We start from the raw sequence: 20,858 nt of genomic DNA, 5'->3' as shown, positions 1-20,858 counted from the left end.
TGCATTGCTAATTAGGGTTGTTGATAAATCTATGCGATACTTTTAATTTTAAGCCTCTTTCCCCGTTCTTTTCATTTAGCTCTAAAACCGCTCTGCGGTCATTGCTTATTGAAAACTTTGGTAGAACGTAAATCAATCTTACGGTTTCGTTTTCGGCTACTGTGGAAGGCAACTTATATTTGAAAATCGGCTCTTGATAAAGACGTTGCAATGATTTCTTTTTTCCTTTTTGTTTCGTTTCAACCGCAAGTTTCAAAAAATTTAGATCGTAATCCAAAGTAGATTTATTTTCAATCTGGATCACGAAGTAAAGTTCTTCTTTATCGAAAACAATGTTCTCAATACTTAAAACGATGCCCTCATTACGCTTTTTTATCCGGTTAATCCGTTGCTTTCGATCAAGTAGATAGGAACAGAATTTTTTGTAATAATAGATCTTGTTTCCTAACTCTATCTTGGACTCATCACTTTTAGCTGAATCAGGAGCAATAGGCTTTTCGTTGCCGATGCTACTGGATTTTGGGATGAAATAATTCAGCGTGGAAAGCTGTTTTTTATACTTAACAATATACGAAAAAACTGCACCATTTTTATTGACCACCAGAAGATTACTTTCTTTTCCCGGCTTTGCCTGAAGCAGTCCAAAGTATTGTTCTTTCTCCCGATTATAAGTAAATACAAAATTTTCTGATCCCGTAATTCCTTGACGGATGGGTTCTGGAAAAAACAATGCTACATTCTTTTGGTCATTAGCATAAATGGTATCAAGAGTAATAGGTTGTTGCGCAGAAGCTTTGCTAAAAGCCAAAACAAAGGCTATAATTAAGATATAAGCTTTCATAATTTAGGTTTTAAAATTAGTCTATAATTGTTGAGCACGGTAACCTTTAAGTTCCGGTTGTTGCGCTTGAGTAATTTGGTTATACCACTCACTTGCGGTACGCTAGGGATGTTGATATCCCCTAAAATATCATCTAAGACTTCATTAGTGGCCTCTGCGCGAAAACTATTTTCCACGTATATTCCCTCACTTCCATCCTGAAGATCGAAGGCTTTAAGTTTTGTGGGATGGTGATGGATATTTTCGATTTCAATTAATACCCGATGGGGTTGAAAACTGATAAAGCCAAAAACGTACGTGTTCTTTGGAATGCTTTTGTTATTAATGGTTGCGGCTTTGGTCAAGCGCATTCGCAAACGAGAATTGACCTTCACCACTTGATCACCATCCACGGCCGCATAGATGACGGCATCCGTTGTTCCGGAAATGGAAATATCACTTTCCTTTGGATCAGAGGCAAAGAACAACTGATGTTCCAGTCCCAATTCCTTAGCAGCAATTTTTTGTTCAGCTTTTATTTCTGCGGAGTCAACTAGGTTTGCGACTTTGGCAACAGTTTTCTTAACGCCAATATTCTGATAATTTTTTTCGGAATACTTAATTTTCCCTGCGGAGTAAATACTATCTACAATGCGCTCCTTTTCTTTTTCAGGTAAATCCACATCATAAAAACCCAAGGAATCAATCAGCTTTTCATTGTAGATGCTTGGTGCGTTGGTTTCCTTCACTTCCTTCAAATCGTTGATTGCATCCAGTTTGGAATTGTATTCTTTTTGACTTTCTTCCAGTGCGGGAACAGATGTCTCTTTAAGGTTCTCGTTTTCGCTTTCGTCATCACCCATTACCATCACGGAATAGGAAATAAGAAATAGGAATATCACGGCCAAAACTGCCGCAAAGACTATTTTATTCTTTTCAATTTTCATGGGATATTTTCTTTAAGGTATTTTCAAAATAATTCGTAATCAATAACCCGTGTGGATTGTTAGGAAAGTTGCGGTCAACCGAAATTAGGTTTCCAGTAGATACCATTTCATAGGTGTCGACAATTGACCCACGGTTGATTTCAAAAACAGCAACCGTTCTAAAACTGTAAGCCCCGTGTTTTTCTTCGATTTGGGAATCGATGCTAAGCACCTTTTGAACTAGTGAATATTGCAACAAGCGATTATAAACACCATCCGCCTTTTTTTGTCGATAGAGGTTGTCCACAGAGCTATTGCCGAGCCATAGTGCCTTTTCCAAGTTCTTTTCATAATTGCTTGCATCGATGTTGTAGAAATAATTGTGAAAAAGCTGTAAATGAGCCAAGGCTTCAACTTTATAGTTTTCCTTTTGAGTAACAAGTTTTAATGGAATGATACTTCCATCGGTATTGATGGCAAAAGCATTGTTCAAGGCCTTTTTATTAATGTTATATGCCATCCAAACGGCAAAGAAGCTGGATAATGAGGAACAGATGATGACGGCCAAGACGATAAACCTATTTATTCTAAGGACGGCGTAAATATTTTTATAAGGTGTTTTCATTGTATTAGTTTTAGGCAGTAAATAATTTCAGGGTAAATGAAGTAGCGCGGCGATACAATTTGAACTTTAGGAAAACGATAAACCCTACCGAACCAAGCTGTACAACTGGGGCAAAAAAGCCGCTGCCTACATCCGTCCCGAACAAGTTCGTCCAAAAGTTGGTGTTTATCTCAGTATAAATGGCATTGACAAAGACATTGACCAAGAAGAAGGCCGGTACCAGCATATAGACCGCTGTATACAATTTGAAAAAATTATAAGCCAGGGAACGGAATTTTTCAAAAACGGCCAGACTGATGACCAATGGGAAAAACGCTTGCATAATCCCCAGTAGGAAAAAGCGTTCTGCCAAAAATAAGGGATAAATGAACAGATCTAGAATCCATAGGATAGTACTTCCTATAAAAGCGAATATTTTGAAACCAAAAAGGGGTGTTACCAAAGCTTCATAGAGCAATGCCATTGCAGCCTGAGCTGCTTTTATAATGTTTACTTCATCTTCAATAGGAATATCCTGCATCTGTAAAGGAAGTAAAGCTGGGGCCGTGCCGCGATATTGGCCTTCAATGGCCACTAAAATACCATCAAAAAAGCCGAGAATTTGTGTCGAGAAAATTACCAGTAGCACGACAGCAAAGTTTTTGGCCAGTTCTCCAGGGCTTAACCCCCAGGTATAGCCATCCTTATCCGCAACGCCCTCACTGTATTTTTTGAGGATATTGACTAAAAAGAAAAGGACGGCAAGCGTTTTCATTCCAGCAATGGTATATTGCGAGAAACTACTATTTTGTATGGTCTGGAAAATGGTATCAACATATTCCAGACCTATTCCTAAGATGATATTAGCAGCCATAATTAATATTCTGTTTCACGATTATTGATTTTATCCTGCATCTTTCGGAAAGAAATAATATCACGGTATCGCTTCGTTTTCAATGTAATTTCTGAAACCATAATTTTGGATTCTTCTTCCTTTTCTTTTAGGATATACGCACGGTCGGCATCGCTCATTTTGAGGTAATCGCTGGACAGGATTTCATCAATAAAGTCCATTGTTTCTAATGAGTTTTCTACAATGGAGCTAAAAGATTCAGTCACCCGTTGGATTTCCTCTGGTTTGATATAGGGTGAGTTAAGAATGTCCTGTAAGTCATTCTGCATTACGTTGATAAGACGTTGATTGTTCCGGCCTATTTCCTGTACGGCTTTTAACTGCTTAACTACATTGTTTACTTTTTCAAGATTTTCTTTCTGCTGTTTCAGGAATTCAGCAGTTTTTAAAAGTTGGGAAGTCTGCTTTGCAGATTCCACCAGCGACTTCACCAGGCTGATAAAGTTCGTATTATCGTAAACCGGCATTCCCTGGGCCCGGGTGTTTAGACTAAAAAAGATAGCCATTCCAAGAATTAAAATTTTTGTTCTCATATTTTTATTTTTTTGGATGAATACTCTGTAATTGCTTTCTCCATATCCTGATGCTTTTCATAAAGCTTCATTATTTCTTCATTCTCGTATCCATCGGTTAAATATGCTGCATAAACTTCCCTTGGCACTTCCAGACGGAAGACATTGCTTTCCTTTCCAATCTTGATAAACATTTCAGTGTACTTCCGTTCCCCGGAAAGATTGTTCCTGATGGATTTTAGCTGGTTAAGATCGTGGCTGGAAAGGTTTAACCGCTTGGCCAGCTCGTTATACCCCTTTTCATTATGCAGGCTGTAAATGACCTGAGTGTTCTCCAGGATACTTGCCGAGATGGAATTGTTCGGCAGCTGGTTAATAGATTGTAAGATGATACCGATTGCCCCGTTCTGTTTCCGAATTGCCTGATAGTAGAATTCCACGCTTTCCAGTACGTTCTCAAATTTCAACTGCTTCGCAAATTCATCAAAAAGGATAATTCCTTTCTCGGCACGATTTTTCCAAATGGTTCGTTGGATAGCGGATTTAATCAGCTTAAGCATTACTGAAAGAACTTCCTTGTTATCCTTTACTTCATCAAGCTCAAAAACAATCAATCTTTTATCTTCAATTTTATAGGTCTGGTCCTCGCTAATCTCAAAAAGGAAACTGTACAGGCCATCTCCAACATATTCTGACATCACGTGCAGGAAGTTCACTATGTTGAAGTAATCCGCATGGATCTTCAGTTTTTGCAGGAGATCCTTCTGATTGGTTTCTACAAACCGATAAAAATTATCCAGGGAATGCTTTTCAGGAACATTCGAATAGTAGTGGAGCAATATTTTTCTGATCGAAACTGATTGTGCTTTGGTGACTTTTAAATCTGAGCCGAAGAGTTCAAACAGGAACATTGACAAATCCTCCAGCCGTTCTGGCGTGACATCTTCTGAATTACTGATGTAAAACGGATTAATACCCAAATTTTTCCCGCTTTCATATCTCAGAACAGTATACTTTTCAGGATATAATTTTGCGAATTTTGTATAGGAGCCACCAAGATCAATGATCACCAGGCGCACTCCGCTCTCAAAGTACTGGCGCAAAATATTATTGGCCAGAAAAGATTTTCCTTCCCCTGTAGGGGCAAAAATGGCAAAGTTCCGGGCTTTAATCCGCTTCTTTCCCTCGTCCCATACATCCTTTAGCACCGGGATGTTGTGTTCCCGGTCATTGAAGATGATTCCTGTGGGATCAGATTTATAATTGGTATTATTAATCAGCAGGCACAGCGCATGTTTTAAATCGGTCACATATAGATCTGAATTGGAAAAATTGGAAGAGAAACAACAGTAGCTATTCACTACATAATTTTTACGTTCTTCCCCCCGCGGGTAGTACGGCGTAATATCAAGTTCCTTAAATTCAGTCTTTACCTTCGAAGCTATCTGGGCCAGCTCTCCGGCTTCCTTAGCCCAATAGATGACATTGAAATGGCCACGGATAATTCTGGACGTATCATCCGCATTTATCTGATCAAGGATATGCTGAATTTTACCCAGCACAACCTTATTCTGAGATCCGAAATTTGAACTTTTATGAAGTTCTTCGATTTTGTTATCAAGGAGCTTCCGCCATTTTTGTTTGTCATCCAGGTAGAGAATCTGGTTTACCATATGATTTTCATTAAGGGTCAAGCCGAGGCCGTCAATAAAGCCCTGGTGGAATATAAACTCATCGGAAGTAAACCTTTCATTGACCTTACTGCTCTGAACAGTTTCTCCAAAACAGCGTTCGCTGTTGATAGCCAGGGCATCAAAATAATTGTCGCCAACCTGAATATTGGATTTATTTAGCAGCATATCTGTATCAAAACCTTCAGAAAAACCATTAAAAAAGCTATTGGTTAAAGCCTGAATTTCCACGGCGCCCAGAGGTAGAAAAGACATCCTACGGCTATTATTGATAAAGGAAACGGAATCGCTCACAGAGCTGATAAAACTTTTGAGATTATCATCCAGTTCCTGGCACATCCCTTTAGAGACCTTTCGAAATGGATTGACATACTTCGGGTTATTTAATGCTTTGTTTTTGGTGAGGATAAAAAACAGATAGCAGCGATGTTCCATATATTCCCTGCCTTTGAAATGTTCGTGTGTTGCCTTTTCTAAAAAGGTAGTATTTGGCAATAACTCCGCAGAATAAGATTTTTTTAAATAAATGTCCTGTTTGTGTACAACACTTCCATTGGGCAAAGATTTTAGGGCCTGGAACCAAACCCCATGAATATCTTTAAAGTCCTTTTCAGATAAAGAGTAGATTTCAGGTAACATCCCCTCATAGCAAAGAACTACGTTACCATTATTGGCAAAAATGATATTGTCCTGAATATCGATTATGGGCGTAAAGTCCGAAAGATTAATCTTGTTCATAATTAAAATTTGAATTTCTTCTGTTGCTGATGATTTCTGGAAATTTTACCGAAACCTGAAAGAGCTGTGATGTTCTGGTTATTCTGATTAGTACTAAATAAAGGATACAATTGAGGATCAAAGCACTAATGATGATCCAGAAGCTGAAAGAGAAAATGATGACCAGTAATGAAGCTACTACGCAAATCATCATTAAAGCAAAGGAGGAGATGGGCAGCCCAAAAATGACAGCCCCTTTCCTAATGTTTCTATAGACTTCAAACTGTTTCATTAGACCACGATTGAAATCAAATAGGTGAAGATGCCCACTACTGCTCCTGCAATAAGGACAAAGACGAGCACCCGGGTAATCCCCTTTTTAAGGTCTGCATTTTCCCCAAAGAAGTGGCCTGCGTTAAACAGGAAGCCGACAAGAAAGATCACTCCAAGGAGGATTGGGAAGATGGTCCGGATCGTATCGGCAATATCATTAACCGAATTTTCAATTCCCCCGATTTGTGCAAAAAGCGGTAAAGAAACCAGGGACAAAAAGAGCGTGGGATAGATTGGTTTTTTCATAAAGCACAGTTTAAAATTTTGTGTTGTTTTTGTTATGGAAAAAATACATATATTTCAATATAATACGTTGAAAATCAGCATAATAAATAAAAAATAATATTTGATTTTTAATAGTTTAGTTTGATATTAAATGATGTCAAACTGAATTGAAATCACCAGGAGAACTGGTAACAACCTGAAAATTTTAAATGCTCATGAAGCTGAAAAACGTCATTTTTCTGGTTTTGCTCCTGAAAATGTGTTTCATTTTTGGGCAGGGAAAAGAACATCGAAAAAGAATTATTGTCGATGTTGGTCATGGAGGAAAAGACCCTGGTGCGATCGGAATAAACGGAATCCAGGAAAAAGATGTTGTCCTGGCCATAGCAAAAGAAATGATCAGGCTCAATAAAACAATATTTGGAGATGTGTACGACATTTATCTTACAAGATATGATGATAGTTTTTTCACCCTTTCAGAAAGGATCAACTTAGCAAAATCATTAAGGGGAGATATATGTATTTCCTTGCATTGCAATTCATTTTATAGCGATGCCAAGGGAATGGAAATTTTTACATTTAATTCTGAATCCATAAAAAATGACTATAACACCAGGACTTCAATCGCTCTTGGAAATGAAATTCTAAAAGAGTCTACTCTTAATTTAAACATTGAAAACAGGGGGATGAAATTTGCCAATTTTCAAGTACTCAGGGAAATGATTAAGTTTTGTCCTGCTATTCTAATTGAAGTAGGCTTTTTGAATAATCCGGTTGAGGCAGTGTATTTTTCCAGACCATCAGGTATTACAGCAATAGCATTGGCTATTTTATCAGGAATAAATAATCATTTAAAATCGAAATAATGAAAGAAGCATTTTTAGAAATTATTAAAAGTATTGGGGATGTTGTAAAAGCTTTCGTTTCAGAAACTTTAAAGCAACTTTCGGACTTAAAAAAATGAACCATGGCTTGATGATAAGTTGTTATTATCTCTTCAAATTTATATCATAGATGCCCATTTCTATTTCCGCTTATCCCCCACGGTTTCATCAAAAGCAACAAGATTGAATAATTCCCGCATACGGCTTCGGACTCTGTTTCCGTAACGTTCTTCCAGCTCCTCAGCGTTAAGGTTGGTCGTTGCGTGGGTTTTTATGTGTTGCTTTGTCTGTAGAAAAAATTCATATCGCGATAAAAGGACTTCGCCCATTACGTTACAGTCTTTGCCGTAATAGCGACCGGGTGGTTCAACACCCAGATCATCAAAACAAAAGAATTTGGTGTTCCCGTATTCTTCAATCGTTTTATAGCCCAAATGGTTGAAGCTGAAGGTCACATTCCGGCAGGGAATCATTTCGTAAGGCCGCTGCAAAGGAACCAGATGGTGTAATAACTTCATCAAACTTGTTTTGCCGCATCCGACCGGGCCGGACAGCAAAATACCTTTTTCAAGATCTATCCCAAATTTCTGGCAGTTATCTTTTTCCTTTATAAAATAAGAGCACAGCTTCAGTAAAATATCACGGTCGTCCTCATAGATCCGGAATTTTTGTCCGAATAGAAGTTTTCCTTTGGCATTTAGGTAGATGAGCATTTTTGGAAAATCGTAAACAACGGTTTTCCCATCAAACTTTCCCAGGGAATATTCCATACCACCTTCGATAATTTTAGAGGGGTTGTCCATAATCTTTTGCTTTAGTGGTTCTGAGGTTGTCCTGATTTTGGGACGCTCGCTTTTTGTTTTGTTTGTTTTCCTCTCCGAATAATTCTATTCGGTCCATCCAGTTTTTGGCCAGGGCACGCCAATCCCTTATCGCTTTTCCGTCACTGGTTTTCCAATCATCTGCCTGATAATGTTCATAGAATTTTTTTCCTTCATCAGCAGAAAAATCTTTTTCCTCAAAAAAAAATAAAACAGCCTGCCTGTCCTTTGGCTGTTTATTAATGTTTACTTGTTTAGTATTGTTTATATAAGATACCAATGCTTGTCCACTCACGGGACGGTGCGAGTCCACAGCTTGTCCATTGGTGGGACGGTGCTGGTACACCACTGGTTCATTTTTGGGATGGTAGCGTTCCGCAAGATGTTCTAATCTGGGATTGTACTGTCCCGTCTCCGATTCATCACTTGTCCCGATAATGGACATCTTGATCTTACTGCCTTTGTAAGGGTTATTCGACGGAAAATAGCAGAGGTATCTCCAGGTATCAAGATCCGTGACACACCTATGGTATGTGGATTTGGAGCCGATTTTGGCTACACGCATCAACTCTCTGCGGTTAACGAAAAATTCATCGGCAAACCGGCTACTGTTCCATTCCTGAAACAAAGCCATATACAGGCTGATGTGCGTTGGATTTAGGCGGTCATCAAAAAAAAAATTTTCAAAAGCCGCATTAAGAAGCTTTATATAATTCATCGCTTAGGAATTTAAACCATGCTGCACACGATTGGTATCCATCACGTTCTGGATTTCCTCTGCATCGTAATATATGATTCCGCCCACTTTTGTGTATGGGAGCGTACCATTTATTCGTAAATTTTGAAGGGTTCCCGGACTTACCTGGAGCAGGTCCATCACTTCGGAAGATTTAAGGTATTTTTTAATTCTTCCTGAAGTTTGTTTGGCAAGAAGGTCTTTAATCTCATCGAGCAATTCCATTTTGAATTCCCGAAGATCGTCTGTGGTAATTATACTTGTTGGCATAATAGAATTTTTTAGAAGAAAGGGACTACCAAAGGGTTAAACTTTTTAAATTGATAGCCCCTGACTGAATTTGACTTTCGTTCTACAAAATTGGGAGGGATTACTGGATTTTATTCCCCAGTACGACCGTAGTACGGTCAAAGTTTAACATTTTGAAATTTGATGAACTTTGGCTGTTTTTATCCTATAAATTTTAAACTTAAATCTTCAAATAACATTAAATTAAATGGAGGTTTGAAAAAAATATCGATTTCGGTAGGTCAACCGTAGTACGGTCTTTTTTTATCAATTCTGGAAGATCAAAAAATCCAAAAATTTTAGTCTTCACTCTTATCCATTTCGGAAAGTAGTGAGGTCGCTAATTGGTCAAGAAATAACGTCCTGCTATTTTTTCTGCCCTTGATGTCCTGATTGGTTTTGTAGATGTCCCTTGGTGTATAATCAAAGATTTCCTGAAGCTTTTGTGAAACCTTCATAATGCTAAGGCCATTTTGGTTTCGAAGTCCATTATACCATAGGGCATAAACCAATTCCACCCAATCCGAATTCGTAAATGGCCAATGTATTTTTTCGGTGGCATGGAGCTTTACCTCTTTTCCATTAAGATTATTTTCAACATTGGACATTCGTTCATCCAGATAAATAACCAATGTATTGTAGGCTTTGAATTTACCTAGGAGCATGTCCCTGGGCGTGCAAAAATCAGGGTCCTGAAAATAGAATTTTGAAGTGGTTATATGAAAGCTATCCAGGTAATCCCGGGTGTAATATTCTTTGTCGAAATGGGTGGCCCCGGAATTGACATACTGCCCGAAATCCATATTGTACAGAAAGAAACGATTTAGCTTACCAATTTTCTTTTTTATGAATTTAAGCTGGGAGTTTTTATCCGCTTTTGGAAACTGGATTTCAAAGGAATGGATTTCTGAGAAATAAATGAGTTGAACTAGGGGAGCCTGTTTTATAGTTTTAAAGAATTCAATTTCGGCTTCAATTGAGTCAAAGCCTTTAGCTATGACTTCTCTTTTGAGTGTAATGAGTAGGTTACGACAGACTTCAATAGAGCGATAGGATTGTTTAAGGATATTCTTACTGTGAAGTTTGATTTCCTTCAGATCTTCCAATAGCTTGTATGAGAGCAATTCTGTATCCATCTGTAACAATTTTACTGTAAAGCATCATACACTTTTTTATATAAATGGTTAGATAGTCCATTCGAGTCTATCGACTACGAATGATCAAAAAGGAAATTGGGAGGTACTTTCCTTACAGCTAAAGAACCTCCTTGAAGATAATCACAAATACCTTTACTGTCAGTAATTGATGCCGTATTTTATTACGGAAAAGCCCGTATTTTCCTACGGAATACGAGCTAGAAACCCAAAATAGTATTGAAGCTATTCATTCTTTGGCTTGAAGCGGGATATGAATTGACCTCTATTCTTGACCGCAGTTTTTTTAAAAATATTTGAGGCATGTTTAGAAACAGTGCTTTCTGCTATGAAAAAATCTTTGGCAATTTCTTTATAGGATAATCCTCGTAAAATGGATAATGCAATTTCAACTTCCCTTCTTGTCAGATCTCCATAAATTATTTTGTTTTTCAGGGCTTCATTTCCTTCTACTTTTTGAAAAGCAAAGACTTCGAAGGCTTCAGGCTTATTCTTCAGAAAACGAAGGTATCTATTTACTTCAATAACTGTTATTGCATAGAAAGCCAGGTTCATTACAGTGAATGTTAACCATTGATAATCACCTATAACTGTTAGTATGGGCAAAAGGGCTATGCAAGAGATACTTATGATGGCTAATCTGTTTTTTTTAGAAACAAATGAATTTGGATTGTCGATGTTTGAAATCCTTCTGTAAAATAAGCCGAGAAAAATAAATGCTATAATTGAAACCGGGATCGTGAAAAGAAGCCTTGCTGAATCTAAAGAATTTGTAAGGAAGTAGGGAATTAAGAATAACAGAATAAAACTACAACCTACCAGTATAGCAATATTGGGAATAGTGGAACCGAATTTTAAAAATTCAATATCATAGTCCTTATACAAATAATAAATTATGTATACACATAGTGCTATTGCTACGCCATAAGTAATGATGTATTGAACAATTATTGGATCAGGAAAACTTTCTGTTGGGAGGAATCCCCCGGTTAAGTTGTAAGCAATATACAGCAACCCTAGAATTATATACCTTCTTAGGCTCAGGCGTTTTAGCTTTGCATTTTGAATGACAGCAATAAGTACAATAATGGTGTCAATCAAAAGATAGAAAAAGGTCGTCCAATGGATTGAAGTGCCAAACATCATTGTTTTTCATCTTTAGGCTCGAATTTATTTGTCTTTAAATTTTTAGTCACATTGCTCCAATGAAAAATCCTGCCGTTCATAGCAACATATACATCAGGTTTTAAAAATTGCAAGGAGCATATCGCATAACCTAAATTAAAAGGTGCATCCGTGTTCTTTGATGAACCTAAGATAAATGAACCTACGAGAACAATTGTTTTATCAAGGTTAAGTTTTCCTATATGCGCCGCAGTATCTTCCATAGTGAAAGTGCCGTGGGTGATCAATATTTTAGAAGAACCGGTTGCTTTAATTCTCTCTGCTAAAAATTCCCGGTCTTCCTGAGTTATGAAACGACTGTCTTTTTTGAAGACTTCCTCCAAGGTAAAAGGAAATGAAACATTTGCTGATTCCAGAAAATTACTTAATGAAATTTTTCTGGCGCTTTGTTTTTGATTATAATCCAGGCCTTCGATGGTGCCTCCTGTGGTAAGTATATGTATCAAAATTGTAAGATTTGGGATTTTACGTACTAAAGATAAGATACTTACTCTTTACAGGGTGATCCTTTCCCTTTTTTTACCCGTACCCAATCGGCTTCAGTCAACTTTGCTATGGCAACTGTTTCGATTAAGTTCTTTTGTGGGTAACTTGTAATCTTTAGCATATCTCTGAAAAAACAAACGGTTAATAGAATGGTCTATAGGCTTAAATACTACTTTGCCCACTGCTAAAAATAGTTCAGCACCCAAAAGAGAACAACCGCCACGTAAACAAATAAAACAGCACCCAAGGTATAAACCTGCCAGCGTTTAAAGCCATGCTCTCCTTCACTACTTCCCCAGTGAATAAAAGCAGCATAAAGTATAGCTACAAGGCCCACAAAACTTAGGACGGTAATGAACAAAGGGAAATTTTCAACCGGTACCGTTACCAGGGCAAGGGGCAAAAATGCTACTGCTAAAGTAGCCGCATGATCGCCTATTACACTAGTGACGGCAGAGGTTATCTGCCCGCTTTTGGCTACACTCCAGGTGGCAAAGATTTCAGGAAGCGCAGCCATAGGCGCTGTTATAAATAAACCACCTACCACTTTAGAAATACCAAAGGCGGCAACTAAATTCTCCGTAGCTCGAACAGTAAAAAAGGCCCCCAGCCCCAGAGCAGCTACACCTGCCACTGCCAGCCAGATTTCTTTTTTTTTCCATTCTATTTTTTCCTTTTCTTTTCTTCCCCTTAAAAGGGCCTGGGTAAGAAAAATTACATACAAACCCAGCATGATCCAACCATCCACAGGCTGTAAACCCCGCCACTGCTTAGGAACGGTGAGTATCGCCACTACCGCCACAATTACCAAATAAGGGATAGCCTGTACGGTGACAGCGGTTGGGTCTACTTTTAGCAGCTGCTCTTTGATATGTTGTCCATGGTTTTTTTCAGCCTTCTTTTTCTTCAGATTCCTTGTAGCTATATAAGCCGTGATGACCATTAGAGGAATGGCAATAACATTGGAGCCCAGCATTGTCCCTAAACCTATATCGCCTACACCTGTAACAGCGCTGGCAATGTTAACTCCTATTTCAGGGCTTGCCGAAGCTATCCCTACGAGGGCTCCTCCGGCAGCCACAGAAAAGCCCCATTGCTTCCTTAGTTTTTTTAAAGGTGTTGCTAAATGTTCTGCGCCCCAATTTGCCAGCCATACGGCAGCAAGCAAAACCAATGCCCAGATCCATGTACTCATATCTGCTTTTAAAGATTTTTTTAAGTTCTCAAAATAAATTTCGTTTTTCTAGCTGATGAACATCCTTTCTTGCGAAATAGTTTCTCAGACTTATCTTAGCCTTAATTAAAACCGAATAGAGAATTATCCCAGTTTAAAAAAAGATAAAGGAACTTTCTCCTAAACTTCTGTTAGAACCTTTTTTATTTCTCTTCTTCCAAACCTTAAAAACAAATTCCAAGAAAAATTAGCCTTGTAAGTCTTTCAAAACAAACCAAAAAAATAAAAATGCTAATACAAATAAGCCTATAAGCATTAAAATTCCATTTATTCTGTCCTTTCTGGTAATTTTACTTTTCGGGGATTTTTTATTCTTTATCTTTTTTATTTTCCTTCTGGTTTTTGGATCTACAGTCATTTGGCTTTCTTTTTTCTTGAAACTGGCTTTTTTAAATGATTTTCTTCGGAAAACAGAGCAATTGCTTCAATTTTAATTCATAGTTTCTTCACAATATGCGTTCTTTGGAAAATACCTATTCTATCATGGGTTTTTATCTGTGAATATATCGGTATATTGTTTGGCAGATAATCTTACATGTTCAAAGAGTATTTTAAGTCTCTTCTTATAATCTCAAATACATCTTGCCCCGTCACTTGGATATTTTTAAAATTCTAAGGGCACCGCGCATTACAAAAGTGAACACGATTCCACCAATCACCAAATCGGGCCATTTACTATCGAGAAAATATACCAGCACACCGGCCAGGATTACCCCGCCATTTACAATAATATCGTTAGAAGTAAAAATCGCGCTCGCCTGCATATGCGCTTCCTTACTTTTGGCTTGGTTGATCAACCAAAGCGAAATAAGATTGCCCAGTAAGGCAAAAATGGAAACAATGATCATCCATTGAAACATTGGTATTTCACTTTCACTAAAGAATCTTCTTAAAATTTCCATAAATCCAAATGTCGCCAGTGCCATTTGGAAGTACCCGCTAAACTTTGCCACTTTCTTCTTTCTTGAAATAGCACCACCAACCGCGAACAGACTTAGTGCGTACACTATGGAGTCTGCCAGCATATCCAGGGAATCTGCAATAAGACCCATAGAAGACGAAATCCACCCCGTGGTCATTTCGATAATGAAAAAACCAAAATTGATTCCCAGGACCCACCAAAGAATATTTTTTTGTTTAGATTGGTCTTCCCATACGGGAGGCTCGGCTTCTTCGGTTCCCTGAAGTGTATCCCCAAGCTTTAAACTGGCTATTGATGTTTGTATATCCTCAATGCCATCCAAATGATACACTTGCAATTTTCTATTGGGTATATCAAAATCGAGGTATTTTACTTGAGGGTAAGCCTCTAATTTCATCCGGATCATTTGCTCTTCAGAAGGACAATCCATTTTCTGAATGGTAAAATTTGATCTTTTCATTTAAATTCTATTTAGTACCACAAAATTATTTTCAAAAACTCACTCCTAAAGATACTACTGTCTCTACCGAAATGGAAACAACATTGATATTCTGTACTTTTCTCGCTGTTTTTCAAATAATCTTTTTGTTTTTGATCTTTCATTCTTTATTAATCAAGGGTCATTTTGTTACCTTCTTGTGTTCTTGTTTTCATTTTGCTAAATCATAAAACCGTTCTGCAGCTCCTTTTATAGCTTCACCCGTATACCTTTTCTGAAAAATTTCCGTTTTTTATTAGTTGACTGGTAATTTCGAGTGCCTTCTTCTTTATTTTTGGATTCCAAATTCAGTTTGAAAATCTCCCAATGTCCACACCATAGTAATTCGCTTTAGAAGTTTTAATGGCCGAACAGCTCCTTCTCTTCCTCCGGTTTTAATTCTTTTTTGGGTTTCCTGTCCAAAAAATAATGTAGTACAACACCCACTACTATAGCCCCCCCAAAAGCAGCATATACCTGCCATTGATACTGGATTGTCAGACTTGCACTTATTAAAATGGCCAAAATGGGCAAAACAGGCAATTTACCAAGGGATAATGGTACTTTAAACGGTCTTTCCTGCTCGGGGGCCTTATACCTCAAAACTATAAGTGCAATATTGACTGCTATAAAGACTAGTAAAGCTCCTAAAGAAGACATTCCTGCCACTGTTTTTATGTCTCCAAGGAGGAGGAAAGCGCCAACTGCCACAAGAACAATCAATGTTGCCGCCCAGGGCACTTTTTGCTTGTTGGTTTTTTCTATAAATGTCGGAAGTTCGCCGGTTTTTGCCATCCCAAACAATAACCTGCTTATAGAGATAATTCCACTAAAGGCAGCATTGGCAGTTGCAAACAGTGCAGCAACCGCCAATACAACAGGGAGCCAGGAATTCAAATTCGATGCAGCAACTGAAAGGGGGGAGTCCTCATTGGCCAATTTAGAGGGATTGCTGATGTTCAAAACCGTAAAAGAAATAAACAAATAAATAATTGTAGTAATGAGCATTGTCAATAAAAAAGCCCTGGGGATTGTCTTTCCGGGATTTTTTACTTCCGAGCCCAAAGCCGCCATATGCTCAAAACCGGTATAAATAAAAAAGAGTGTGGCGGTTGCTGCCAGGGTATTTTCAAAGGATTCAATTTGAAAAAACTCTTTTTCCGGTGCACCTGTGCTTGTTAGTCCTACTACTATTAGAATCAACAGCCCGAGTAATTGAATACTCACCATAAAAATATTGGCGGTAGAGGATTTCTTTATTCCTGTGATGCTGATTAAAGCAAGTAAAATTAAAGCCCCGTAGCTAATCAACAATGAAGGAAATTGAAAGAACACATTAAGATATCCCGAAAAAGCCAGTAATACTGCTGCAATGGTAGCAGAACTATGAAAAGCAATGGTCCAGCCGGTAAGAAACGAGGGGATGTGGATCTTAGGAAAAGCCTTTTTTAAAAAGATGAATTCGGCACCTGCATTGGGAAAAGTTGAGGATAGTTCCGCATAAGATACCGCAGAGAAACTTGCGGCAACTGCGGCCAAAATAAAACTGAGCCAAAGGTCATAACCCGCCTGCCCGGCTGCGGCACCAATAACAGTATAAATTCCTGCGCCTACAATCGTGCCCACACCATAAAAGGTGAGCCTTAAAGTTCCTAATGATTTTTTTAGTTCAGCCATACTTTAACTTTTTAAATTCATTTAAATGCTAATTCTTTTAAATAATCAGGAAATCAAAATCTGTCGAGGTAAAAAAACTTCAGTAAAATATTATCTGTTTTACGCTTTTTACCCACTCAAGGATTGTTTAAATGTCACTGATATGTTTAAGGTTAATTTAAATCCTCCAATAGCATTTTACTTAAAATGTCAAAACTAAACACCAACGGCATTTTTGATGTTACTTTTGCTAGTAAAGAAAATTGCCTGGAAAAACAAATGTTTTTATGCCCGTTTCTTTTATCGCAAAGGCTTCCTCTCCTTAAGAACAAGGCTTCTTCCAATATTTTGAACATTCGTCAACGTTTTCTCGTTTTATAGATTCCTTTTCTCTAATTCAGCTTTTGCAATTCCCATTTCCAATGCTTCCTCTTTAGTGCAATTTCTGTCTTGGTAGAAAGAGACAGCATAGTTTAAGACTGCTTCCCGCACTTCTTCATCAAGAACACTAAGCCGCTGGTGAAATTCCTCAAATTGTTCTGCTCCTTTCATTGTTTTATTTTTTTGCTATCAAAAGTTACTGAAAGCTTCACTCCTATAAATTAGAAAAAAATAATCGTGGAGCACTTTTCCGCATTATAATTAATTAATGAAAGAGTGGAGATCCATTATTTAATCCTTAATATTCAACCTTTCTTCCATTTTGTAAAGCCTCCCATCCTTCTTTAAGGGCATAAGGAACAATCAGAAGAGCAGCCACCGGATCGGCCCACCACCAATCTAGATACTGAACCGCCAGTAAACCTCCCAATACAGCAATGGTTTGATACAAACACACAAAGGTATCTTTGGAGTCGGCTATTAATTCCTGGCTGTCCAGCTTTTTACCGTACCTGAATTTGTACCAAATCAGGATAGGGTTAACCACGAGTGAAACCAATAAAATTATTAATCCCAAAGTACTCCAGGAAGGAGTTTCTTTGTTGAGTAACTTTGTTATAGAGTCGTAGGTAATAAAAGTACTAACAATTAAAAAAGAAGTAGCAATTACGTAGAGGGTGATTTTTTCTCTTTTCTTTACCCGTTTATCACTAATATCATGAATTTCACCATGTAACCTCCACCAGAGGGTACTTGCCGAAATAACTTCAATAACACTGTCGAGCCCCCAGCCAATCAAGGCTGCACTACCGGACGTAAATCCAGCCGTTAAGGACACACCTACTTCAATGGTATCATAAAACACATTGTACTTTTGAACTGTCTCTGCTTTTCTTAAATATTTTTTTCTTTCCTTGTCTGCCATAATTTTATTTTATGTTTAAATTCTGTAAGCTTAGCTTCTGAGCCACCTATGGACTTTATTCTCATAGGTGATTTAAAGAAGCAGATCCCAGGGGTAAAAAGCGGCTCCGTCAGGTTTTTCACCATCCCTGCCATTCTTTGTTCCCTATCAGAATCGTTTGTCTAATGTTTGTTCTTCAAATGGCAAAATTCTCCGGGGAAAGCCCACGGAAAATTTTAATTGAACACGTTTTCAAATTTTCCGCCCGGGCCAGATCCTATAATAGTTACATCAAATTTTTCCATTTTTTGAAATTTAAGTTTTAATATTGTTCACAACAACCCAAAGATTAGGTCTACTTTTTAGGAAACAGCGATTACATTCCACTTTGACCAATACTTTCTGATAGGGTTCACAGGAAAGTTATTGGCTTATGCCTTAGATTTCATCCTTCCAGATCATAAAACCATTCTTCCGCCTGTTTAATGGCTTCGGTTATCGCTTCTTTTTTTGTATACTTTTCCTCTTTCACAAGCTCGTTAGCTATTTCAAGAGCTTTTTCCCTGACTGGCGGGTTCAGGGATTCCAAATCTGTTTTAAAATCTTCAAATAGCCATTCCATAATGAGTTATTTTTGTTGAACAATTTTTTCCTGTTTGTTGACAGTTTTCTATCTCAAGAAGGATTTTTGCTGAAGACTACGCCTTTACTAAACCAATCCAGGCTTTGGCCGTATCCTTTTCGTTTAAATCAAAGTATTTTATTTGAGAGCCTGAAAAGAAATTTAAAACCTTTGTAGTCTTTTCCTGCCATATTTTATCTCCAACAATAGCCATATTTCCGTAGTCGGAAATATGTGCAGCATCTATTTTTAGATCTGCCCACAATCCTTCCAAATCGTAACCGTAGAAATCGTGCAGTTCAAAATAAAAATCCACTTTATTGTTTTTAGCAATAATTTTATCGATAAGCGGATGCAAATTTTCCACTTCCTCTTTTGAAACCTTACCGCTCACTTCCACGGCTATAAGGTTGTCTCTATCTGAATTTAAAAGGTTTATCATAATTTTTAATATTTTACTTAAAAATACTTCTAATTTGTCTACCACAGTAAAATCTTCAAAATTACTGTGACATATACTTAGCCTCTCCAACTAGAGCAGTTCCCATAGGACTCAATGTTAATATTAGTTGCATTTTAGTTCCTTTTAAAGTTCTTAAAATGACCAACTCCTTCCGGTTTTTGTTTTGACAATGCTCTGGCTTTCACAAAAAACCTTAAAAAACTTCTCCCAGCTCTTGTTGCTTAGCGCTCCGGGTCTTCCCCAGACTAAGCACAAGCACACCGGCTATGGCTGCTACAAGTGAAGCAAGCAGGATACTTATTTTCGCTACCTGAACAAGGTTTTCATCTGCAAATGCCAGGTTCGTGATAAACAGGGACATGGTGAACCCGATACCGGCTATCAGCCCGACTCCTACAATATGTTTCCAGCGGAGGCCTACCGGCAGGCGGGCAAAGCCCAGTTTAGCACCTAAATAGGAGAAGGCGGTAATGCCGCATACTTTCCCCAGCACCAATCCTGTTAAAATTCCGAGACCCAAAGGACTTGATAGTACTTCTGAAATTCCAAGACTGAGTTCTACTCCTGCATTGGCCAACGCAAAGACCGGAATGATAAAGAAGGCATTGAAACCGGTAAGCGCATTTTCCAGCCGCAGCAGGGGAGGGTGGGTGTGCTTCGTGTCATTTCGAATTGTTTCCAGAATATTCTGTTGCTTCTTATCAGTGAGCAGATGGGTGTTTACCAGGTCAATTTTTTCCAACTCCTGCACATGGGACTTTGTCCGTTGTTGAAAATCCCCACTTTCTAATTTCGGTTTAATGGGAATGGTAAGGGAAAACAGCACCCCGGCCAGGGTGGGATGTATTCCGGAGTCAAGGAAAGCCAGCCATAATACAATTCCCAGTAAAATATACAAAGACAGGTGTTTTATCCCTGTCTTGTTCAATATGGCCAGTATTAGCAGAGCCCCTCCTGCAATCAGCAGGTTCATCCAGGCTATTTGACTGCTGTAAAAAATGGCAATGACCAGAATCGCACCGATATCATCGGCAATGGCCAAAGCTACCAGAAATATCTTTAACTGCACAGGCACCCGCTTTCCTAAGAGACCCAGTATTCCAAGGGAATAGGCAATATCGGTAGCCATGGGAATACCCCAGCCTTTGGCTGTAGGCATGTTAAGGTTGAATAGGAAAAAAAGTAAAGCCGGTACGAGCATGCCACCCAGGGCAGCAAATATAGGCATGGAAGCTTTTTTGAAATTAGACAACTCTCCTACCATTACTTCTCTTTTCAATTCGAGACCGGCCACCAGAAAGAAGATTACCATCAGGCCGTCGTTGATCCATTCTTCCACCGAAAGGGAAATTTCCAGGTGCTCCGATGCCCCTATAACAATTTCATCAGTCAGGTAATGGTGGTATATATCGGCCACACCGGTATTGGCCAATACCAAAGCGACCAAAGTAGCAAAAATGAGCAGAAGGCCGCCTGCGGTTTCCCGGTCAAGGAATTTTCGGCCAGTTTCCTTCATGTAGCTTATAGGGGTAGATTCCTTTTTTACTTCTCTATCCATTTTTGTCCTTCGCTTGCATGGTTTATTTCAAAAAATTTTACTTCGGCAGAGGTAAAAGGTTTCATCAAATCCGTCATCCAATCTTCCCATTTTTCATCCCCTACCATGGCCACTTTTTGAAATTTGTTGGCATGTTGGACATCGAATTTCAAATCTTCCCAAAAGGCTTTTGGTTTCCATCCTTCAAAACCCTCCATTTCAAAATACCAGCGAATTTTTTTATGTTTCTCCACTATGTTGTTCAGCAGGGGCAATAGCTTATCGTAATCGGCTTCAGTCAAATTTCCTGTTGCCCTTGTGGCTATTAAATTCCCTTCTGTTTGTCCCAATATTTGTAGCATAACT

General features: G+C 38.3%; 24 protein-coding genes. 2 read left to right on the top strand and 22 right to left on the bottom strand.

The window, feature by feature from the left end; genetic code table 11:
• Positions 1–7 precede the first annotated feature (7 nt).
• Genes RM545_RS10450 through RM545_RS10425 form a run of 6 tightly spaced genes read right to left on the bottom strand, consistent with a single transcriptional unit; the run spans position 8 to position 6,204 of the window.
• Positions 8–841, bottom strand: a complete 834-nt coding sequence (locus RM545_RS10450) for a DUF4138 domain-containing protein (protein WP_168025963.1) — start codon at positions 839–841, stop codon at positions 8–10.
• On the bottom strand, positions 838–1,767 hold the full coding sequence (gene traM, locus RM545_RS10445; RefSeq protein ID WP_168025964.1) for a conjugative transposon protein TraM: 930 nt from the start codon (positions 1,765–1,767) through the stop codon (positions 838–840). The genes RM545_RS10450 and traM overlap by 4 nt, the downstream gene beginning before the upstream one ends.
• Entirely contained in the window at positions 1,757–2,371 is a 615-nt protein-coding gene (locus tag RM545_RS10440) for a conjugal transfer protein TraK (RefSeq protein ID WP_168025965.1), read from the bottom strand. Before RM545_RS10440 ends, traM begins: the two co-directional genes overlap by 11 nt.
• A gap of 10 nt (positions 2,372–2,381) precedes the next feature.
• A complete protein-coding gene (locus RM545_RS10435) occupies positions 2,382–3,224 on the bottom strand; it encodes a hypothetical protein (protein ID WP_168025966.1) in 843 nt (280 codons plus the stop codon).
• A 2-nt stretch (positions 3,225–3,226) separates the two neighbouring features.
• Positions 3,227–3,796 (bottom strand): TrbJ/VirB5 family protein, encoded by a 570-nt coding sequence (locus RM545_RS10430; protein WP_146831850.1) that lies wholly within the window; start codon positions 3,794–3,796, stop codon positions 3,227–3,229.
• Complete coding sequence (locus tag RM545_RS10425) at positions 3,793–6,204, bottom strand: TraG family conjugative transposon ATPase (protein WP_168025967.1); 2,412 nt, start codon at positions 6,202–6,204, stop codon at positions 3,793–3,795. The genes RM545_RS10430 and RM545_RS10425 overlap by 4 nt, the downstream gene beginning before the upstream one ends.
• 110 nt (positions 6,205–6,314) lie before the next feature.
• Here RM545_RS10425 and RM545_RS10420 point away from each other — a divergent pair, with 110 nt between their 5' ends.
• The gene (locus tag RM545_RS10420; RefSeq protein ID WP_168025968.1) at positions 6,315–6,458 is read left to right on the top strand and encodes a hypothetical protein; all 144 of its coding nucleotides are present in this window, start codon (positions 6,315–6,317) and stop codon (positions 6,456–6,458) included.
• 16 nt (positions 6,459–6,474) lie between these two features.
• Here the strand turns inward: RM545_RS10420 and RM545_RS10415 are convergent, their stop codons facing one another.
• Positions 6,475–6,762, bottom strand: a complete 288-nt coding sequence (locus RM545_RS10415) for a hypothetical protein (protein ID WP_168025969.1) — start codon at positions 6,760–6,762, stop codon at positions 6,475–6,477.
• A 194-nt stretch (positions 6,763–6,956) separates the two neighbouring features.
• Here RM545_RS10415 and RM545_RS10410 point away from each other — a divergent pair, with 194 nt between their 5' ends.
• Positions 6,957–7,607, top strand: coding sequence for an N-acetylmuramoyl-L-alanine amidase family protein (locus tag RM545_RS10410; protein WP_235942522.1), 651 nt, complete (start codon positions 6,957–6,959; stop codon positions 7,605–7,607).
• A 158-nt stretch (positions 7,608–7,765) separates the two neighbouring features.
• Here RM545_RS10410 and RM545_RS10405 read toward each other — a convergent pair whose 3' ends face one another.
• From RM545_RS10405 to RM545_RS10335, 15 genes are all read right to left on the bottom strand, one after another.
• Positions 7,766–8,428 carry an ATPase gene (locus tag RM545_RS10405; protein WP_168025971.1) on the bottom strand — a complete coding sequence of 221 codons (663 nt, stop codon included), beginning with the start codon at positions 8,426–8,428 and terminating at the stop codon, positions 7,766–7,768.
• On the bottom strand, positions 8,412–9,164 hold the full coding sequence (locus tag RM545_RS10400) for a hypothetical protein (protein ID WP_168025972.1): 753 nt from the start codon (positions 9,162–9,164) through the stop codon (positions 8,412–8,414). Before RM545_RS10400 ends, RM545_RS10405 begins: the two co-directional genes overlap by 17 nt.
• 3 nt (positions 9,165–9,167) lie before the next feature.
• Positions 9,168–9,452, bottom strand: a complete 285-nt coding sequence (locus tag RM545_RS10395) for a helix-turn-helix domain-containing protein (RefSeq protein ID WP_168025973.1) — start codon at positions 9,450–9,452, stop codon at positions 9,168–9,170.
• 317 nt (positions 9,453–9,769) lie between these two features.
• Positions 9,770–10,606 (bottom strand): RteC domain-containing protein, encoded by an 837-nt coding sequence (locus RM545_RS10390; RefSeq protein WP_168025974.1) that lies wholly within the window; start codon positions 10,604–10,606, stop codon positions 9,770–9,772.
• 243 nt (positions 10,607–10,849) lie between these two features.
• Positions 10,850–11,638 (bottom strand): helix-turn-helix domain-containing protein, encoded by a 789-nt coding sequence (locus RM545_RS10385; protein ID WP_311495234.1) that lies wholly within the window; start codon positions 11,636–11,638, stop codon positions 10,850–10,852.
• 128 nt (positions 11,639–11,766) lie between these two features.
• Positions 11,767–12,255 carry an asparaginase domain-containing protein gene (locus RM545_RS10380; protein WP_168025975.1) on the bottom strand — a complete coding sequence of 163 codons (489 nt, stop codon included), beginning with the start codon at positions 12,253–12,255 and terminating at the stop codon, positions 11,767–11,769.
• A gap of 224 nt (positions 12,256–12,479) precedes the next feature.
• Positions 12,480–13,490 carry a sodium:calcium antiporter gene (locus tag RM545_RS10375; RefSeq protein WP_168025976.1) on the bottom strand — a complete coding sequence of 337 codons (1,011 nt, stop codon included), beginning with the start codon at positions 13,488–13,490 and terminating at the stop codon, positions 12,480–12,482.
• A gap of 629 nt (positions 13,491–14,119) precedes the next feature.
• Positions 14,120–14,911 (bottom strand): cation efflux transmembrane domain-containing protein, encoded by a 792-nt coding sequence (locus tag RM545_RS10370; RefSeq protein WP_209309364.1) that lies wholly within the window; start codon positions 14,909–14,911, stop codon positions 14,120–14,122.
• A gap of 378 nt (positions 14,912–15,289) precedes the next feature.
• Entirely contained in the window at positions 15,290–16,606 is a 1,317-nt protein-coding gene (locus RM545_RS10365; protein WP_168025977.1) for an APC family permease, read from the bottom strand.
• Positions 16,607–16,960: 354 nt separating this feature from the next.
• Positions 16,961–17,137, bottom strand: a complete 177-nt coding sequence (locus tag RM545_RS10360) for a hypothetical protein (protein WP_168025978.1) — start codon at positions 17,135–17,137, stop codon at positions 16,961–16,963.
• 127 nt (positions 17,138–17,264) lie between these two features.
• Positions 17,265–17,891, bottom strand: a complete 627-nt coding sequence (locus RM545_RS10355; RefSeq protein ID WP_168025979.1) for a cation diffusion facilitator family transporter — start codon at positions 17,889–17,891, stop codon at positions 17,265–17,267.
• A gap of 424 nt (positions 17,892–18,315) precedes the next feature.
• Positions 18,316–18,492, bottom strand: coding sequence for a hypothetical protein (locus RM545_RS10350; RefSeq protein WP_168025980.1), 177 nt, complete (start codon positions 18,490–18,492; stop codon positions 18,316–18,318).
• A gap of 76 nt (positions 18,493–18,568) precedes the next feature.
• On the bottom strand, positions 18,569–18,934 hold the full coding sequence (locus tag RM545_RS10345; protein ID WP_168026017.1) for a SpoIIAA family protein: 366 nt from the start codon (positions 18,932–18,934) through the stop codon (positions 18,569–18,571).
• Positions 18,935–19,148: 214 nt separating this feature from the next.
• On the bottom strand, positions 19,149–20,513 hold the full coding sequence (gene nhaA / locus RM545_RS10340) for a Na+/H+ antiporter NhaA (protein WP_168025981.1): 1,365 nt from the start codon (positions 20,511–20,513) through the stop codon (positions 19,149–19,151).
• Positions 20,498–20,854: a SpoIIAA family protein gene (locus RM545_RS10335; protein WP_311495233.1), complete on the bottom strand. Its 357-nt coding sequence runs from the start codon at positions 20,852–20,854 to the stop codon at positions 20,498–20,500. The genes nhaA and RM545_RS10335 overlap by 16 nt, the downstream gene beginning before the upstream one ends.
• Positions 20,855–20,858 lie beyond the last annotated feature (4 nt).

It is taken from the genome of Autumnicola lenta, assembly GCF_031846515.1.
Classification (GTDB): Bacteria; Bacteroidota; Bacteroidia; order Flavobacteriales; family Flavobacteriaceae; genus Autumnicola; species Autumnicola lenta.
The sequence above is the reverse complement of the archived record's forward strand: the minus strand, read 5'-3'. Positions and strand labels throughout refer to the sequence as shown.

Coding starts and splice junctions, on each gene's coding strand:
- RM545_RS10345 (WP_168026017.1), bottom strand. CDS start 18,934: ATGATAAACCTTTTAAATTCAGATAGAGACAACCTTATAGCCGTGGAA.
- RM545_RS10390 (WP_168025974.1), bottom strand. CDS start 10,606: ATGGATACAGAATTGCTCTCATACAAGCTATTGGAAGATCTGAAGGAA.
- RM545_RS10430 (WP_146831850.1), bottom strand. CDS start 3,796: ATGAGAACAAAAATTTTAATTCTTGGAATGGCTATCTTTTTTAGTCTA.
- RM545_RS10335 (WP_311495233.1), bottom strand. CDS start 20,854: ATGCTACAAATATTGGGACAAACAGAAGGGAATTTAATAGCCACAAGG.
- RM545_RS10365 (WP_168025977.1), bottom strand. CDS start 16,606: ATGGCTGAACTAAAAAAATCATTAGGAACTTTAAGGCTCACCTTTTAT.
- RM545_RS10425 (WP_168025967.1), bottom strand. CDS start 6,204: ATGAACAAGATTAATCTTTCGGACTTTACGCCCATAATCGATATTCAG.
- traM (WP_168025964.1), bottom strand. CDS start 1,767: ATGAAAATTGAAAAGAATAAAATAGTCTTTGCGGCAGTTTTGGCCGTG.
- RM545_RS10395 (WP_168025973.1), bottom strand. CDS start 9,452: ATGCCAACAAGTATAATTACCACAGACGATCTTCGGGAATTCAAAATG.
- RM545_RS10405 (WP_168025971.1), bottom strand. CDS start 8,428: ATGGACAACCCCTCTAAAATTATCGAAGGTGGTATGGAATATTCCCTG.
- RM545_RS10415 (WP_168025969.1), bottom strand. CDS start 6,762: ATGAAAAAACCAATCTATCCCACGCTCTTTTTGTCCCTGGTTTCTTTA.
- RM545_RS10375 (WP_168025976.1), bottom strand. CDS start 13,490: ATGAGTACATGGATCTGGGCATTGGTTTTGCTTGCTGCCGTATGGCTG.
- RM545_RS10450 (WP_168025963.1), bottom strand. CDS start 841: ATGAAAGCTTATATCTTAATTATAGCCTTTGTTTTGGCTTTTAGCAAA.
- nhaA (WP_168025981.1), bottom strand. CDS start 20,513: ATGGATAGAGAAGTAAAAAAGGAATCTACCCCTATAAGCTACATGAAG.
- RM545_RS10410 (WP_235942522.1), top strand. CDS start 6,957: ATGAAGCTGAAAAACGTCATTTTTCTGGTTTTGCTCCTGAAAATGTGT.
- RM545_RS10440 (WP_168025965.1), bottom strand. CDS start 2,371: ATGAAAACACCTTATAAAAATATTTACGCCGTCCTTAGAATAAATAGG.
- RM545_RS10435 (WP_168025966.1), bottom strand. CDS start 3,224: ATGGCTGCTAATATCATCTTAGGAATAGGTCTGGAATATGTTGATACC.
- RM545_RS10370 (WP_209309364.1), bottom strand. CDS start 14,911: ATGAAAAGATCAAATTTTACCATTCAGAAAATGGATTGTCCTTCTGAA.
- RM545_RS10400 (WP_168025972.1), bottom strand. CDS start 9,164: ATGAATTATATAAAGCTTCTTAATGCGGCTTTTGAAAATTTTTTTTTT.
- RM545_RS10350 (WP_168025980.1), bottom strand. CDS start 18,492: ATGGAATGGCTATTTGAAGATTTTAAAACAGATTTGGAATCCCTGAAC.
- RM545_RS10360 (WP_168025978.1), bottom strand. CDS start 17,137: ATGAAAGGAGCAGAACAATTTGAGGAATTTCACCAGCGGCTTAGTGTT.
- RM545_RS10355 (WP_168025979.1), bottom strand. CDS start 17,891: ATGGCAGACAAGGAAAGAAAAAAATATTTAAGAAAAGCAGAGACAGTT.